Below are 16,479 nucleotides of genomic sequence, written 5' to 3'. Positions count from 1 at the left end.
GAGTTCGTCGGCAGCGTCAGATGTGTATAGAGACAGGGAATGGACATCCCTCCTGTCCTTTTCGCCAGGGTGTGGCTGGTCTCACGGTCAGGCCGTGCGCACCTTGGGAAGCCGGAAACAGAAAGCAGAGGTGGCACCTGGAACCCGCACTGAATGCGCCGCCCCGCATCCGACACCTGGACGAGGGACCCGCGGTCCTGGTCGTCAACACGCGCTCGCGTTCAGGCCGTGAGGCCTTCGAAACCGCCCGGGCCATGCTGGCCGACCGGGGCATCCCGCTGCTCGCGGCGCACGCGCTGTCGCGGCCCAAGCGCCTGCGGCAGGTGCTGGAGGAGACCCTCGCGGCGGGGGCCCGCCGCGTCTTCGTGGGCGGCGGCGACGGCACCATCAGCTGCGCGGCGCAGGTGTTGATGGGCCGCGACGTGACGCTGGGCGTGGTGCCCCTGGGCACCGGCAACGACTTCGCCCGCTCGCTGGGCATCCCGGACACCATCGAGGCCGCGTGCGACGTCATCGTCGGCGGCTACACGGCGCGGGTGGACGTGGGGCTCGTCAACGGGCGGCCCTTCCTCAACGCCGCCAGCCTGGGGCTGACCACCGCCATCGCGAAGCGGCTCACGCAGGAGCTGAAGCAGCGCGCGGGCAAGCTCGCCTACCCGATGGCCGCCGCCGCGGAGATGCGCACCCTGCAGCCCTTCCACGTCCGGCTCCAGGCGGACACGGAGACGCTGGAGCTGGACGCGCTCCAGCTCGTCGTGGGCAACGGCCGCTACCACGGGGCGGGCAACATGGTGTCGCCGGAGGCGACGCTGGATGACCGCAAGCTGCACGTCTACGCCATCACCGCGCCGTCCGCCGCCGACGGGAGCGGGGAGCGCACGGGGCTGGGCCATCTGCAGGACGTGGCCACGCTGGCGCGCGTGGCGCTGGGCATGCGCAGCGGCGGGCACCTGGACCACGAGGCGGTCGTGCACCTGGACACCCGCCACCTCACCGTGGAGACGGACCCGCCCATGGAGGTGAACGCGGACGGGGAGAACGTGGGCATGACGCCCATGCGCTTCGAGGTGGCCTCGGCCGCGCTGCGCGTCTACGCCCCCGCGCCGCCCCTGCCCCAGTAGGGCGCGTCCGGGACGGCCGCTACACCTTCTCCAGCACGCTGGAGAGCACCTGCGCGGTGAAGTTCACCAGGGGAATCACGCGCCGGTAGTCCATGCGCGTGGGCCCGATGACGCCCACCGTGCCCAGCACCGCCTCCGCCGTGCCGTAGGGGCTGGCGATGACGGTGACGTCGCCCGCGGCGGAGAACTCGCTCTCCGCGCCGATGAAGACGTGCATCTCCTTGGTGCGCTGCACGCGGTCCAGCAGGTGCAGCAGCTTGTGCTTCTCATCCAGGGCGCGGAACAGCGCGCGGATCCGCTCCACGTCCGCGAACTCCGGCTGCTCCAGGAAGGAGCCCGTGCCTTCGATGAGGACGCGCTCGGGCGTCTGGAGGTCGGTGGCCGCGGCGCCCAGCCGCAGCGCCTTGGCGGTGAGCGCGTTGTAGAGCGCCTGGTCCTGGTCCATCTCCGCGCGGATGCGCTCGCGGGCCTCTTCCAGGGGCACCTGGTGCAGGAGTTCGGACAGGTAGTTGCTGGCCTTCACGAGCTCGTCGGACGTCACCGGAAAGTCCACGGTGAGGGCCTTGTTGTGCACCTGGCCGTTCTGGCCGACGAGGATGGCGAGGACGCGGTCCTCGCGCAGGCGCAGGAACTCGATGCGCTGGAACACCGCCGCGTCCGGCCGGGGGGTGAGCACCACGCCCGCGTGGCGGGTGAGCGAGTGCAGCACGCGGCTGGCTTCCGACAGTATGTCGTCCAGGTTGGACTCGTGCACGAGCCCGGCGTGGATGAGCTCGCGGTCGCGCGGCGCGGGGTCGCGCAGCTTCACGAGCGTGTCCACGTAGAAGCGGTAGCCCCGGTCCGTGGGCACGCGGCCCGCGGAGGTGTGCGGCTTCTCCAGGAAGCCCAGGGCCTCCAGGTCCGCGAGGACATTGCGCATGGTCGCGGAGGAGACCTCGAACTCCCCGCGGCGCGTCAGTTGCTGACTGCCGACAGGCCCGCCCGTGGTGATGTACTCCTGCACCACGGCACGGAGGACTTCCTTCTCGCGTTCACCCAGCTCGTCGGGCATTCCCGCTCACACTCCGGAAGCCGACGGCCCGGACCTTCCGGCCTCCGCGCTTCCTGTAGAATTCTAAGAGGGACGCCCGGGGCATTCAATCCACGGAGCCCAATCAGTGGGGCAGGCAGGCGCCGCGCCGGTTCCTCCCCGGGCGTGGAGGGGGTACGGCAAAGCGCACATCGCTCCGGGAAACCGGCGGGATTAGAAGGCCGCCGTCTTGACGACCTCGACCGCCCCCCTCCCGCTCGCGCCCGTGCCCGCGGCGCCACCTGACGCCTCCGAGCAGGGTCCCCACCGGGGCTGGCTGCTGTTCAGCCTCTTCTCGCTCTACGTCATCTGGGGGTCCACCTACCTGGCGATGCGGTTCGCGCTCACGGGCTTTCCACCGTTCCGGATGGCGGGCCTGCGCTTCCTGGTGGCGGGCGGGCTGCTCTACACGGGCTTGCGGCTGAGGGGCCAGCCGGGGCCGGGAGCACGGCAGTGGCGGGCAGGCGCCCTCACGGGCTTCCTGTTGCTGGTGGTGGGCAACGGCGGCATCGCGTTCGCGCAGAACCTGGGCGTGCCGTCGGGTGTGGCGGCACTGGTGGTGGGCAGCATGCCGTTGTGGACGGCCATCTTCGGCGCGGCCTTCGGGCAGCGGCCGGGGCGCGCGGAGCTGGCGGGGCTGGTGCTGGGCTTCGCGGGCGTGGCGCTCTTGAACCTGGGCGGGGACATGAGTGGCGGCGCGTCCGCGGCGTTGGCGCTGCTGGTGGCGCCGATGAGCTGGGCGTTCGGTTCGGTGTGGAGCCGGCGCCTGCCGATGCCGACGGGGTTGATGACGCCGGCGACGCAGATGTTGTGCGCGGGCGTGATGATGCTGGGCGTCAGCTTCGCGCTGGGCGAGCAGATGCACGGCACGCCGCCCATGAAGGCCGTGTTCTCGTTCGCGTACCTGGTGCTGTTCGGTTCGCTGGTGGCGTTCAGCGCGTACGGCTATTTGTTGCGGCACGCGCGGCCGGCGCTCGCGACGAGCTACGCGTATGTGAACCCGGGTGTCGCGGTGCTGTTGGGTGTGGTGTTCGCGGGAGAGACCCTGGGCCCGCTGACCTGGGGCGCAATGGCAGCCATCCTGGTCGCGGTGATGTTGCTGGCTCGCGGGAAGCGCTGAAGACATACATTCAGGCAGACGTCCATAACCTGGAAGAGGTATGGCGCCAGAGGGGCGCCTCACCTCACAGTCTGTCTTGTGCCCACCGCTCCTGTTCCCTGTGCTGGTGATATCGCGCAGGTCCGACATCGCCAGTATCTGGTCAACGAAGTCGTCGCCCCGTCAGGCGTCCGCGAGCAACACACACTCGTTCGCCTCACCTGCCTTGATGACGACGCGCAGGGACGTCCGTTGTCGGTGCTCTGGGAGCGGGAGCTTGCCGCCCGCGTCATCCGCCCGGAGCAGGGCGGGCTGGGGACGCCCGAGAAGCTCGACGAGCCGCGTCGCTTCGCCGCCTACCTCCACGCGCTCAAGTGGAGCTCCGTCACTGCCACCGACGCACGGCTCTTCCAGTCCCCCTTCCGCGCTGGCATCCACCTGCTCGACCACCAGCTCACGCCCCTCAAGAAGGCGCTCGAGCTGCCGAGGGTCAACCTCTTCATCGCGGACGACGTAGGCCTCGGCAAGACCATCGAGGCCGGGCTCGTGATGCAGGAAATGATGCTCCGTCAGCGCATCGACCGGGCCCTCATCGTCTGCCCCGCGTCCGTGACGCTGCAGTGGCGCGATGAGATGGAGAAGCGGTTCGGGCTCCATTTCGAGATCTTCAACAGCGAGTTTGTCTCACGGCGCCGCCAGGAGCGCGGCTTCCAGGTGCCGGTCTGGGGCACGCACTCACGCTTCATCGTGTCGTACCAGACGCTCCGGCGCAGTGAGTACTTCGAGCCCCTCAAGACGCTGATGGAGGAGAAGGGCCGCCACAAGTCGATGCTGGTGCTCGACGAGGCGCATGTGGTCGCCCCGGCATCCGCCAGCCGGTACGCCGTGGACACCGACACGACTCGCAGCATCCGCTCGCTCGCGGAGCGCTTCGAGCACCGGCTGTTCCTGTCGGCCACGCCCCACAACGGGCACTCCAACAGCTTCTCGGCGCTGCTGGAGATGCTGGATCCACAGCGCTTCACGCGGGGCACCCGCGTCCGGGAGTCTCAACTGGCGCCAGTGATGGTGCGTCGCCTGAAGAGCGACCTGCGCGCCCTGGGCAGCGCGCAGCAATATCCCGAGCGGCAGGTGGTGGGTGTGCGATTGACGCATGCCTCGGGACGGTGGGGTGCCGAATGGCTGGGGCCTGATGGCACGACCGTCGAGCGCCGCGTCGACCTGGGCGAGGGGTCCACCGCGGAGCTGGACCTCTCCACGAAGCTCGCGCGCTACACGGAGTTGCTGGCGCCGAAGTCGAAGAAGGGTCGGCTCGTCTTCGTCAACCTCCAGAAGCGCCTCCTCTCCAGCGTCGAGGCCTTCCACCGCACGCTCTCCGTTCATGCGGCGGCCTTCGGGGCTGGCGCGCTGGCACTCGACGGCGCTGATGCGTCGGAGGACACCCCGCCGAGCGAGGAGCACGGTGAGACAGACGCCGTCCTGGAGCAGGAGCTCGCCGCGAGCATCCACGAGCAGAGCCAGGGTCTTCCGGTAGGGGTCCAGGCGCGCCAGCTCCTGGACGACATGCTCTCCCTGAGCGCGCGGCACCGCACCCGACGGGATGCGAAGCTGCTGGCGCTGTTGCAATGGATTCGCGAGCACCAGTGCGCGCTCACCCGTGGTGCAGCCTGGAAGCCCCGCCGCGTCATCGTCTTCACGGAGTACGGAGACACGCTGCGCCACCTCAAGGAGCAGCTCACCTCCGCCTTCGAGGGGACGCAGCGGGGGGATGAACGCATCCTCGCCATGACGGGCGGGCTGGATGATGCGCGGCGCGCGGAGATCCAGGAGGCCTTCAACGGGCCCCTGGACGAGTTCCCCGTGCGGGTCCTGCTCGCGACCGACGCTGCGCGAGAAGGCATCAACCTGCAGGGCCACTGCGCGGACCTCTTCCACTTCGATGTTCCGTGGAACCCTTCGCGCCTTGAACAGCGCAACGGCCGCATCGACCGCGCCCTGCAACCGGCGCCCGTCGTGCGCTGCGGCTACTTCATCTACAGCCAGCGGGCCGAGGACGCGGTGCTCGACACCGTAGCGCGCAAGGTCGACACCATCGTCCGCGAGCTGGGCAGCCTGGGCAGCGTCCTGATGGAGCAGATGCATGACGCCCTGGCCCAGGGCATCACGCGGGGCACGCTCGAAGGCGTCAAGCGGGCCACGACCTCCACGCGCACCGAGGTGACGAAGCGTGAGCTGGAGTCCCAGCGGACGCTGCAATCGCTGCGCAAGGAACTGGATACCATTGGGGAGCTGAAGGAGCGCAGCCGCGAAGTGATGGACTTCGCTCCCGCCCTGCTGCGCGACGCCCTCGATGTGGGCTTCGAGCTGGCGGGTTCGAAACGCCTTGAGCGTGAAACCCTCGCTGTGGAGGGTCAGGCGCAGGAGGCCTGGAAGGTTCCAGAGCTTCCCGCGTCCTGGAGCCGGACGCTCGACTCCATTCGTCCTCGTCGCGAGAAGGATGAGACGCCGTGGGACTGGCGCAAGCGGCCGGTGTCGCCCGTGGTCTTCGAAGCACCACCGGGGGTCTCCAGCAAGCTGTCACACCTGCACCTGTCCCATCCCATCGTGCAGCGGGTGCTCCAGCGGTTCCTGGCACAGGGCTTCTCCGCGAACGATCTCAGCCGCGTGACGGTGGTGAAGAGCAAGCGCGACGCCGTGGCACGCGTCATCGTCTTCGGGCGGCTCTCACTCTTCGGCGCGGGCGCGGCCAGGCTGCATGACGAGGTGGTCTCGGTTTCGGCGAAGTGGCTGGATGGCGGTGGGAAGGGGCACCTGAAGCCCTTCGGTGACGAGGCGGATCGCCGGGTCATTGAACAGCTTGAGAGCACGCTGGCCGAGGCTCCTGAGCTGTCCGCGACCTCGCGCGCCGTCCAGGCGCGACTCATTGCAAGCGCGGCGTCTGACTTCGCGACACTCTGGGCCTCTGTGGAGGCGGAGGCGTCGCTGCGGGAGAAGGACGCACGCAAGAAGCTCGCGCAGCGTGGGACGAGTGAGGCGAATGCACTCACGCAGATCCTCCTGAACCAGCGTGAAGCCATCCAGGAAGCGCTGGGCGCCCAGCTGGAGCTCCAGCTCGAAGCGCAGGAAGAGCGCGAACAATGGCGGCGTGACAAATCACACCTGGAAATGCGGCTCTCCGCACTCTCCAAAGAGCTCCGCGAAGAACCAGACGCGCTGAAGACCACCTATGAGGTGCAATTGGCCCGCGTCGTGCCGGTGGGAATGATCTACTTGTGGCCGAGCACGCGGTGAGCGCCCGCCACAAGCGCAGTGGGGGGACAACACATGCGTGATGTTGAACGTCGCTATCACGAGACGTGGCTCGGCCTTGCCCAGCCCATCGAGGGCCTGGTGGTGTCGGTACCGGTCCTGGAAGACGCGCAGTGCATGCAGCGTCTGCCGGTTTCGGAACTGCACCGGTTCATCATGCTGGCTGGCGCGCAATCACCGTCCGTGACGGATGTGCCGCGCTTCCTCCGTGAGGTGCTGGGCTATCCCGAGGGCGCCTTCGTCACGGAGTTCCCGAACGACCTCCGGTTGGACATCGTGGAGGGCCACCAGACGCTCGTACCGACGAGAGGGCTCGTGCGTCGCGGCCCACCGCCCGCGAAGCCGGAGGGCCTTCCCGATGACTCCACCCCCATCAGTCGGGCCGCGGAGGGTTTCGCGCTGCTGACGTGGGAGCTTCCGCTCGGGCTCGATCTGGACAAGAAGGAGGACACCACCGGCGCGTGGTTCTACGAGCCCTCCGCGAAGTTCGAACGCCTGTTGCGCGCGGCCCGGGTCCCAGTGGGGTTGCTGTTCAACGGCGTCAGTGTGCGCCTGATGTACGCGCCCCACGGCGAGTCCACGGGCCATCTCACCTTCCGCTTCAAGGACGTGGTCACCGCGAGTGGCCGGCCCCTCTTCGACGCGATGGTGATGCTGCTACACGCACGCCGGCTCTTCGGCGTGCTGCCAGAGCATCAGCTCCCCGCGCTTCTCGAACAGTCGCGCCGCCGTCAAGCCAACGTCACCGGGGCGCTGGCCGAGCAGGTGCTGGAGGCGTTGGACATCCTCCTCGCGGGTTTCGAAGCCGCCGCCGAGCGCGACGGGACACAAGCCATCGACAAGGCCTTCGCTCGTGGGGAGGACCATGTCTATGGAGGGCTCCTCTCAACGCTTCTGCGGCTCGTCTTCCTCCTGTACGCGGAGGACACAGGGCTGCTCCCCGTGGATCAGGAACCGTACAGCGAAGACCTTTCGGCGAAGGCGCTGTACGAACAACTGCTTGAGGATGCCGGTCTGTACCCGGATGCGATGAGCCGGCGGTTCGGTGCGTGGCCGCGGCTGCTGGCGCTCTTCCGCTGCATCTACCTGGGCGCATCACACGGCAAGCTGCACATGCCGCCACGTCGGGGGCATCTCTTCGACCCTGATGCGTTCCCCTTCCTGAGCGGGTCTGCTTCGGATGGGGAGAAGCCACCGTCCATTGATGATGAGACGGTGTATCGGGTGCTGGAGCGCCTCAGCGTCCTGGAGGGGCAGCGGCTCAGCTACAAGTCGCTCGACGTGGAGCAGATCGGCTCCGTCTACGAGACACTGATGGGTTTCCACGTGAAGCGCCTGACTGGCGCGGGCGTGTGTCTCAAGCCATCGAAGGTCTGGGTTTCCACCGATGCGGTGCTGAAGCAGCCCGCGAAACGGCGTGGCGCATGGCTGGAGGAAGAAGCCGGCCTGGATGCGAAGGCGGTGAAGAGTCTGGCGAAAACGTTGGAGCAGGCGGACACCGAGGCGGCGGTCCTGAAGGCGCTGGAGCCGTACCGCGTGAAGGGCATCGAGACGCGGCGACGCTCGCAGCTCGTACTCCAGCCTGGTAACGAGCGGCGACGCACCAGCAGTCACTACACGCCCCGGAGCCTCTCCGCGCCCATCGTCCGCCGCGCGCTTGAACCGCTGCTCAAGACGATGGGACCGCATCCGTCCTCCGAACGACTGCTCAACCTCAAGATCTGCGATCCCGCCATGGGCTCGGGAGCATTCCTGGTGGAGTCCTGCCGCTTCCTGGCCGACCAGGTCGTGGCGGCCTGGACACGCGAAGGGGTGCTGAAGGGCGCACTCAAGGACGACGACGTGGTGATGCGCGCACGTCGGCTCGTGGCCCAGCGCTGTCTGTACGGCGTGGACAAGAACCCATGGGCGGTGAACCTCGCGAAGCTGTCCCTGTGGCTTGTGACGCTGGCGAAGGCGGAGCCCTTCACGTTCCTGGACCACTCGCTCAAGTGCGGCGACTCGCTCGTCGGGCTCGATCTTGAGCAACTCCACGCGTTTCATTGGGAGCCCGGCAAGCAGAAGCAATCCGGGCTCGCGCAGGAGGTCATCCGGAGGTCGCTCGGGGTCGCCCTCGAGAAGCGTCAGGCCATCCTCCAGCTCGCGCTCGACCTGGAAAGGCCCGATGTGAATCGGCCGATGCAACTCGACCTGGATTCCTCCAGCAAGAAGGAGGCGTTGCTGCGCGAAGCCGACCAGGCCATGGCCGGGGTCAAGCGGATTGCCAATGCCTGCGTTGGCGCGTTCTTCGCTCACGCCTCCGACAAGGAGCGGGAGAAGGAGCGGACGCGAAGGTTGGATGCCGTCGGCACCTGGCTCTCCAAGGTGGACGGCGGAGTTCCGTCCGTTGTTCCGGATGCCATCCGGCAGTTCTCCTGTCCCGACTGGGCCTTCCATTGGCCGTTGGAGTTCCCGGAGGTATTCCACGGCAAGCGCCCGGACCCGCTCGATGACGAACAGATCAACAAGGCCGCATGGGTGGACGGCTTCGTCGGCAACCCGCCGTTCGCTGGGAAGAACGGCATCATCGACACGGGAGGAGAGAACTACCTGCCGTGGCTACAAGCAGTGCACCCGGGAGCGCATGGAAACGCCGACCTCTCTGCGCACTTCTTCCGCCGTGCGTTCCATCTGCTGGGTGAGCACGGAACCTTCGGCTTCATCGCCACGAATACCATCGCGCAGGGGGACACGAGGACCACCGGGCTCAAGTTCCTGGTGGACCAGGGCGCGGAACTCTACGACGCCGTGCGGTCCAGAAAGTGGCCCGTTGCTGGAGCCAACGTCGCGGTGTCCGTGGTGCATCTCGCGAAGGGCCATGTCTCCAGCTTCTCACTGGAGCCTCGGCTTGATGGCGTACGCGTGCCTCAGCTGAATTCCCGGCTGAGGGGCAAGCCCGAGCGAGCGGACCCCGTGGCGCTCGCGGCCAATGCTGGCAAGAGCTTTGTTGGAACGTACGTGCTCGGTATGGGGTTCGTGCTCAATCCGCAGCAACGAGCGGACCTCATCGCGAGGAGCCCAAGGAACGCTGAACGCATCTTCCGCTATGTCGGAGGTGAGGAGATCAACTCCGACCCTGATCCCCAGCTTGAGCGATATGTCATCAACTTCGGACAGATGGAATTGAAGGAGGCAGAGCATTGGCCCGACCTTCTCCGCATCGTCCGAGAACTAGTGAAGCCGGAACGAGACAAGCTCAAGAGCAACGCTGACGGAAGGCGCAGAAAAACCTACTGGTGGCAGTACGGCCGAAACACACCAGCTCTTTACGATGCACTTCGGCCCATCAACCGCTGCCTTGCCATTTCGCGTGTATCCAAACACTTGATGCTCTCGTGGCAGGAAACCAGCTTGGTATTCAGCGAACAAGCCATTGTTGTCCCGGTAGAGCAGGACTACTGGCTCGCAGTGCTGCAATCGCGAGTGCATGAAGCATGGGCACGGCTGCTGTCCTCCTCGATGCGCAACGACCTTCGCTACGCCCCGAGCGATTGCTTCGAGACCTTCCCCTTCCCTGAGGCACCCACCCTCGATGGCATCGGGAAGAAGCTCCACTTCGAGCGCCGCTCCTACATGAAGGCTAACAACGTGGGCCTCACCACGACGTACAACCGCCTCAAGGACGAAACAGTCAGAGACCCTGCCATCCAGCGACTGCGCGGACTGCACGAGATGGTGGACCAGGCCGTGCTGGACGCCTACGGATGGAGCGACATCCACGCTCCCCTGTACTGCGGCGCCTCCGCGGCGGACCTCACGGCCTTTGAAGACGAAGTCCTCGACCGTCTCTTCGATCTGAACGAGCGCCGCGCCCGCGAAGAAGCCCATCCTGGGGTTGCACCGATTCGCAGCAGCAAGCCCCGCAAGGAACAGACCGCCTGAAGCGATCGGCACAGGCTCACCACCGGACACCACCATGAATGACACGTCACACGGTGACGCGGGGGCGGTGCGTTCGCACCTCGTGGATGCACTGGAAGCGGACCTCGTCGGCCCCTTCCGAAAGACGCCGGGCATCCCTGTCTCCGATGCTCCGGAGGTGCTCCGCACGCCTCCGTCGCGCTGGTACCTGACCGGCTTCCTCGTCCCCCTGGAGCAGGGAGAGATCGACGACGACCCCGATGAGGAAGACGACGACCTGGGCGCGGGAAACGACGTCGACGACGAGGAGTCCTCCAAGCCCGACCCAACCGTCAAGAAGGTGCGCCGCCTCCCTGCGTCCATGGGCTTGTCCGTCTTCATTCCCTCCGGCACAAAGCAGCTCACCGCGCACGTCTCCTGGGCCGACTACCAGCGCATCGAGGTTGGAGAGCGCAAACACTGGAGCCGTGCCTTCGCCCAACGCACCGTCACCGTGCCCATGGATGACGAAGCCCTGCGAATCGGGGTGGACCTGCCGGACAGTCGGGGTCTGCGCCTCGAAGGCCGTGTGGAGAAGACTCCTGACGGGGACCTCGCCGTCGCCGTCTTCCTCGTCAATGCGCGCACCGCTGCCACGACTTCGGTCGCTCGCGATGAAGCCTACGCCTTCCAGACCCACCTCGCGCTGGAGTGCGCCGAGGGCTTCGTGGGCCGGCAGGACTCGAGCGACGAGCGAAGCGAGGACATCGATGACCGCGTGAACGACCTCCAGTTCCGCCACCGCCGGCAATGGGCGGTGGGCCATGGCATCTCCGTGCGCGTCCGGGCCCCCACGCTGCCTGTGACGCGCGTGGAGACGGACTGGTTGCCGCGCGTCGAAGTCCTCCCGGTGGAGGCCCGCAGGCTCCCCGAGGTCGTCGTGGGGATGGAACAACTCGCGTCCCTCGCGACGCCCGAAGAGGCGGAGGCGGCACTGAGTCCCCTGGTGCAGGCCTACCGCAGCTGGGTGGAGACGCAGGCCACCATCGAGGTGGGCAGCGTGCGCCGACAGGAGACACGGAAGGTCCTCGTGGACCGTGCCCATCGCGCGGCCACCCGCATCGAGGACGGCATCCAGTTGCTGGTGCGGGAGCCCCTCGCCTTCGACGCCTTCCGCTGGATGAACCGCGTGATGGCGCAGGCCGAGCGCAAGGCACGTCCGGACCACGCGCCCGAGTGGCGCCTCTTCCAGCTGGCCTTCATCCTCCTGAACCTCCCGTCCGTGCAGGACGAAGCCCACACCGACCGCGAGCTCGTGGAGCTCATCTTCTTCCCCACGGGCGGCGGCAAGACCCAGGCCTACCTGGGCCTCATCGCCTTCACGCTGTTGCTGCGCCGCCTCCACGGCCAGGAGCGCCCTGACAGGGGCCTGGGGGTCGCGGTGCTGCTGCGGTACACGCTGCGCCTGCTCACGCTCGACCAGTTGGGGCGCGCCGCGACGCTCATCTGCGCGCTGGACGTGCTGCGCAAGCAGGAGCCACGGCGACTGGGCGAGGTCCGCTTCTCCATCGGCCTGTGGGTCGGTCGCTCCGCAACGGCCAACACGCTCGCGCAGGTCGCCACGCAGATCAACGAGTACAAGACCGACAACAGCCCCCGTGCCCAGTCGCCCTTCCCACTCGCGACCTGCCCGTGGTGCGGCACCGACTTCGAACGGGAGTGCTTCATCCTCCGGCCCTCGAAGACCCGGCCCGAGGAGGTGCTGGTCGGCTGCGCGAACATCGAATGCGCCTTCAACCTGGGCCGCAACCCGGAGGGGTTGCCGGTGCTCTTCGTCGACGAGCAGATCTACCGGGAGCTGCCGTGCTTCCTCGTCGCGACCGTGGACAAGTTCGCGCTGCTGCCGTGGCGGGGTGAAACCGGGCTCCTCTTCGGCCGGGCCCTGGGCCGCACTGGCAAACGCTTCGTGGGACCGTGCGATGACGCGGCCTCCGTGAAGGCGGCTCTCGTGAAGCTCCCCGGAGGGCTGCGGCCTCCGGAGCTCATCGTCCAGGACGAGCTGCACCTCATCTCCGGCCCACTGGGTTCCATGGTGGGGCTCTACGAGGGGGCGGTGATGACGCTGGCGCCCAGGGCCAAGCTGGTGGCCTCCACGGCGACGGTGCGCCGCTCCGAGCAGCAGGTGAGTCGCCTCTATGGGCGAGACGTGGCGCTCTTCCCGCCACCTGGCGTAGATGCCTCGGAGACGTTCTTCGCATCGGTGGGAAGCCGGGGCGCGCGCCAGTACCTGGGAGTGGCGGCACCGGGCCGTCCGATGAAGGCCAGCCTCCTGCGCGTCTACGTCAGCGTGCTGGCCGCCGCCTCGCGGGGTGAGCAACTCCACGGGGGCAAGAGCACGGATCCGTACCTGACGCTCGTGGGCTACTTCAACAGCCTGCGCGAGCTGGGCGGTATGCGCCGGCTCGTGGAGGACGAGGTCCGGCGGCTCGTCATGGACCGGGCCCGGCGCAGGCCGGAGGACTTCGGCACCGAGGAGGAACATCCCTGGTACCAGGGCCGGACCATCCGCGGTGAACCCACGGAGCTGACCAGCCGCGAGAAGACCGCGGACATCAAGGCCGCGAAGAACCGACTGGAGCTGGTGCATGGCCAACCGCGCAGCATCGACGTCGTGCTCGCCAGCAACATGATCTCCGTGGGTGTGGACATCGACCGGCTGGGCCTCATGGTCGTCGCCGGCCAACCCAAGACGACCAGCGAGTACATCCAGGCGTCGAGCCGCGTCGGTCGCAACGCGAACAAGCCGGGCCTCGTGGTGACGTGTCTCAACGCCGCCAAGCCGCGCGACCGCAGCCACTACGAGCGCTTCGGGACGTACCACGAGTCGTTCTACCGCTTCGTCGAGGCAACCTCGGTGACACCCTTCTCCGCCCCGGCGCTCGACCGCGGACTGGCGGGGGTGGTGGTGGCGCTCGGCCGCCTGTTGGACACCGCGATGACCGCGCCCCTGGATGTGCAATCCCTCCACGCACACCGCAAGGAACTGGAGGCGAAGCTGGAGATCCTCGCGGAGCGGGCTGGACGGGGGCTGCCCAAGGAAGAGTCGGAGCGCGCCAGCGACATCGTGATGCAGCGTGCGAAGAGCCTCCTGGATTCGTGGCACACCATCATCGAGCAGGCGAAGAAGGACGCCGCCCAGCGCGCGTACTCGCCCTATGACCCGGAGGGGAAGGGCTACAAGCCCCTGCTCCGCACCGTCCTGGAGCCCGACGAGAACCTCACCCGGGACGAGCTCAAGTTCGAGGCGCCCCTGTCCATGCGCGACGTGGAGTCGTCCGTGCACCTGTGGATCCAGCGGAAGCCGCTTGGCGGCTACCGCGCCCCGAAGGTTGCGAAGGAGGAGGCGAAGGATGGCGAACAGTAGGAAGTGGGCGAAGGATCGACCGACGAAGCCGCCTGATGGCCGCATCCGCCAGAGCCAGGTGGTGTCCACCTTTGGCCCGGGCAGCATGCTGGACCTGCTGGACGACGCCGTGCTGGTGGGCGGGTTGGACTTCTGGCGGCTCAAGGGCCGTGGAGACGTCGTCAACGAGCCGCGACTGCTGGAGATCGTCGAACCGCTCTACCTGCGCAACAAGTGGCCCCTCAGCAAGGAGGCGCCCTTCCGCAAGCCGCCCGCTGGCGACGAACGGGAACCTTCGGAGAACTGCGGCATCCAGGTGTATGAGTTCCCGCGCTGGTTCGTCTGCCAGAATCCCCGCTGCCGCGCGCTGGTGCGGGCCAGCAGCCTGGAGCGGGTGAACCAGGAGTACCGCCACCGATGCTCGGGGGTGGAGGCCAGGCCGGAGCGCTGCGTGCCCGTGCGCTTCGTCGCGGCCTGCCGCCGGGGCCACCTGGCCGACATCGACTGGTCCTGGTGGATGCACGAGAAGACGCCGTGCGACGCGCCACAACTGCGATTGGAAGAGGGCGTCACCGGAGATTTCAGCGACATCGAGGTGGCGTGCACGACGTGCAACCGACGACGACGCCTCATCGAGATGACCCAGGAAGAGCGACAGGACCGCTGTGGGGGCGAACGACCCTGGCTGGGCCTGGAGCGGGAACCCTGTGAGGAGCGGCAGCGGCTGCTGGTCCGGACCGCCAGCAACGGCTACTTCGCGCAGACCACCAGCGCCATCACCATCCCCGAACCGGAGTCGCTCCGGCGCAAGGTCCAGGCCGCCTGGAACGTGCTGCAGGCCGCCACCGCGGAGACCCTCCCCGCCTTCCGCACCATCCCCAATGTGCAGGAGGCCCTGGGCAACGCCTCCAACGAAGAGGTCCTCGCGGCCATCACGGCCGAGCGGGGACGCAAACCGGAAGCTGTCCCGGAGATCCGCACCGCCGAATGGCTCCAATTCCTCTCACAGCCCGTGGAGAAGCCCGGCGAGATGCCGAAGGACCGCTCCGAACTCTTCTGGGCCCGGCGCATCGCACGTCCTCCCGCCCTGCCGCCCCCCATCCAGCACGTGGTGCTGGCCCGGCGGCTCCGCGAGGTCCAGGCCCAGGTGGGCTTCACCCGCCTGGAGCCCCTGTCGAAGGACCTCCAGGGACGGTACGACCTGGAGGTGGAGCTGGCGCGCATGTCATTGAACCGGGACTGGGTGCCTGTCACGGAGATGCAGGGCGAGGGCGTGCTGCTGGTGCTCGATGAGGAGCAGGTGCATGCGTGGGAGCAATCGCCGCCCGTCCTCCGTCGTGCGGAGGTGCTCTACAAGGCCTGGGAGCGGTGGAAGAAGCATTCGAAGTCGAAGCTCCCCTTCCCTGGCGTCCGGCTCTACCTGCTGCACTCGTTGGCGCACCTGCTGATGACGGAGGTGGCGTTGGAGTGTGGCTATCCCGCCAGCTCCATCCGCGAGCGGCTGTACTGCGCGCCGCATGACGAAGCCGTGCCCATGGCAGGCATCCTGTTGATGACAGGCACCACGGGCGCGGAGGGCACCCTGGGCGGTCTGGTGGAGGAAGGACGGCGGCTGGGACGGCACCTCGGCCGGGCGTGGGAGGACGCGCGCCTGTGCTCCAACGACCCGGTCTGCGCGCACCATGAGCCCATGGGTCGCGATGACCGCAACCTGGAAGGCGCCGCCTGCCACAGTTGTCTCTTCGTGCCCGAGTGCTCCTGCGAGCGCTTCAACCAGTACCTCGACCGGGCCCTCGTCGTCCCCACGCTGGGACACGAGGACGTGGCCTTCCTGAAGACGCCGTGGACCTGAGTGGCGTCTCGACCTCGGACCTGGAGCGGCTCCACGCGTCGCTCACGGGGCATCGACTCTCGTTTCCGCTGTCGCGGTTGGGCGTGCGTGGGGAGGGGCTCGAAGTGCTCGCGGACCAGGTGCTGGCACTGAATGGGCTGGGTCGGGACGGAGTCCTCGCGCTCCTCGGCGCGGTCATCGCCGAGCGACGCAAGGGCCCGCGACGGCCGGAGCTGGTCTGGACCGGGCCGGAGTCCCGCTGGAGCGGGGCCCGGGACACGGCGGTCGTGCTGGCGAGCCTGTTCCGGGAAGCCTCGACGACCGTCCTGCTGGCGGGGTTCGCGTTCGACCATGCGGCGGACGTCTTGCGGCCGCTGCACGCGGCGCTCCAACGGGGTGTGACCTGCAGGCTCTTCGCCAGCGCCGACGTCGCCAGCGGGTTCCTGCGGGAGCATTGGCCGTTTGGCCCGCCCTTCCCGGAGCTCTACGGGTTCACTCCGGAGAAGGGCGTCTTCGCCAGCCTGCACGCGAAGTGCGTCGTGGTGGACGCACGCCGGGTCTTCATCACATCCGCGAACTTCACCGACCGGGGGCAGACGCGGAACATCGAGGTGGGCGTGCTGCTGGAGGATGCACGGCTGGCCGCGGTGCTTGAAGCCCAGTTCTTCACGGGAGGGTGGTTCACGCGGGTCGTGTGAGTAGAGTCGGCGCCGTGCCTTCCGCTCCGGGTCATGCGTCTCTCTGGGTGGCCTGTGCCCTGCTGACGGC

The 16,479-nt window shown here is 67.8% G+C and carries 8 protein-coding genes; 7 read left to right on the top strand and 1 reads right to left on the bottom strand.

All coding sequences use genetic code 11. The annotated features are described in order from the left end of the window. Nucleotides 1–137: 137 nt before the first annotated feature. Nucleotides 138–1,121, top strand: coding sequence for a lipid kinase (locus D7V97_RS07945; protein WP_233582572.1), 984 nt, complete (start codon nucleotides 138–140; stop codon nucleotides 1,119–1,121). Nucleotides 1,122–1,140: 19 nt separating this feature from the next. Here the strand turns inward: D7V97_RS07945 and hrcA are convergent, their stop codons facing one another. Further along, nucleotides 1,141–2,172 (bottom strand): heat-inducible transcriptional repressor HrcA, encoded by a 1,032-nt coding sequence (gene hrcA / locus D7V97_RS07940; protein ID WP_120609996.1) that lies wholly within the window; start codon nucleotides 2,170–2,172, stop codon nucleotides 1,141–1,143. Nucleotides 2,173–2,380: 208 nt separating this feature from the next. Between hrcA and yedA the strand changes: the two genes are divergently transcribed. The 6 genes from yedA to drmC all read left to right on the top strand — a co-directional run bounded on the left by yedA (nucleotide 2,381) and on the right by drmC (nucleotide 16,409). Next, complete coding sequence (yedA, locus tag D7V97_RS07935; RefSeq protein ID WP_120609995.1) at nucleotides 2,381–3,310, top strand: drug/metabolite exporter YedA; 930 nt, start codon at nucleotides 2,381–2,383, stop codon at nucleotides 3,308–3,310. Between the two features lie 78 nt (nucleotides 3,311–3,388). Further along, a complete protein-coding gene (gene drmD / locus D7V97_RS07930) occupies nucleotides 3,389–6,580 on the top strand; it encodes a DISARM system SNF2-like helicase DrmD (protein ID WP_120609994.1) in 3,192 nt (1,063 codons plus the stop codon). A gap of 33 nt (nucleotides 6,581–6,613) precedes the next feature. Next, a complete protein-coding gene (locus D7V97_RS07925) occupies nucleotides 6,614–10,519 on the top strand; it encodes a type IIL restriction-modification enzyme MmeI (RefSeq protein ID WP_199728741.1) in 3,906 nt (1,301 codons plus the stop codon). 34 nt (nucleotides 10,520–10,553) lie between these two features. Further along, nucleotides 10,554–13,901, top strand: a complete 3,348-nt coding sequence (gene drmA / locus D7V97_RS07920) for a DISARM system helicase DrmA (protein ID WP_120609992.1) — start codon at nucleotides 10,554–10,556, stop codon at nucleotides 13,899–13,901. Then, complete coding sequence (gene drmB / locus D7V97_RS07915; protein ID WP_120609991.1) at nucleotides 13,888–15,732, top strand: DUF1998 domain-containing protein; 1,845 nt, start codon at nucleotides 13,888–13,890, stop codon at nucleotides 15,730–15,732. The genes drmA and drmB overlap by 14 nt, the downstream gene beginning before the upstream one ends. After that, a complete protein-coding gene (gene drmC, locus D7V97_RS07910) occupies nucleotides 15,723–16,409 on the top strand; it encodes a DISARM system phospholipase D-like protein DrmC (protein ID WP_233582571.1) in 687 nt (228 codons plus the stop codon). The genes drmB and drmC overlap by 10 nt, the downstream gene beginning before the upstream one ends. Nucleotides 16,410–16,479 lie beyond the last annotated feature (70 nt).

This window comes from Corallococcus sp. CA053C, assembly GCF_003611675.1.
Taxonomy (GTDB): Bacteria; Myxococcota; Myxococcia; order Myxococcales; family Myxococcaceae; genus Corallococcus.
This window is presented reverse-complemented; position numbering and strand designations above follow the sequence as displayed.

What these genes read in the sequence shown, in the direction of transcription:
- D7V97_RS07925 (WP_199728741.1), top strand. Translation starts at nt 6,614, where the DNA reads ATGCGTGATGTTGAACGTCGCTATCACGAGACGTGGCTCGGCCTTGCC.
- drmB (WP_120609991.1), top strand. Translation starts at nt 13,888, where the DNA reads ATGGCGAACAGTAGGAAGTGGGCGAAGGATCGACCGACGAAGCCGCCT.
- drmA (WP_120609992.1), top strand. Translation starts at nt 10,554, where the DNA reads ATGAATGACACGTCACACGGTGACGCGGGGGCGGTGCGTTCGCACCTC.
- hrcA (WP_120609996.1), bottom strand. Translation starts at nt 2,172, where the DNA reads ATGCCCGACGAGCTGGGTGAACGCGAGAAGGAAGTCCTCCGTGCCGTG.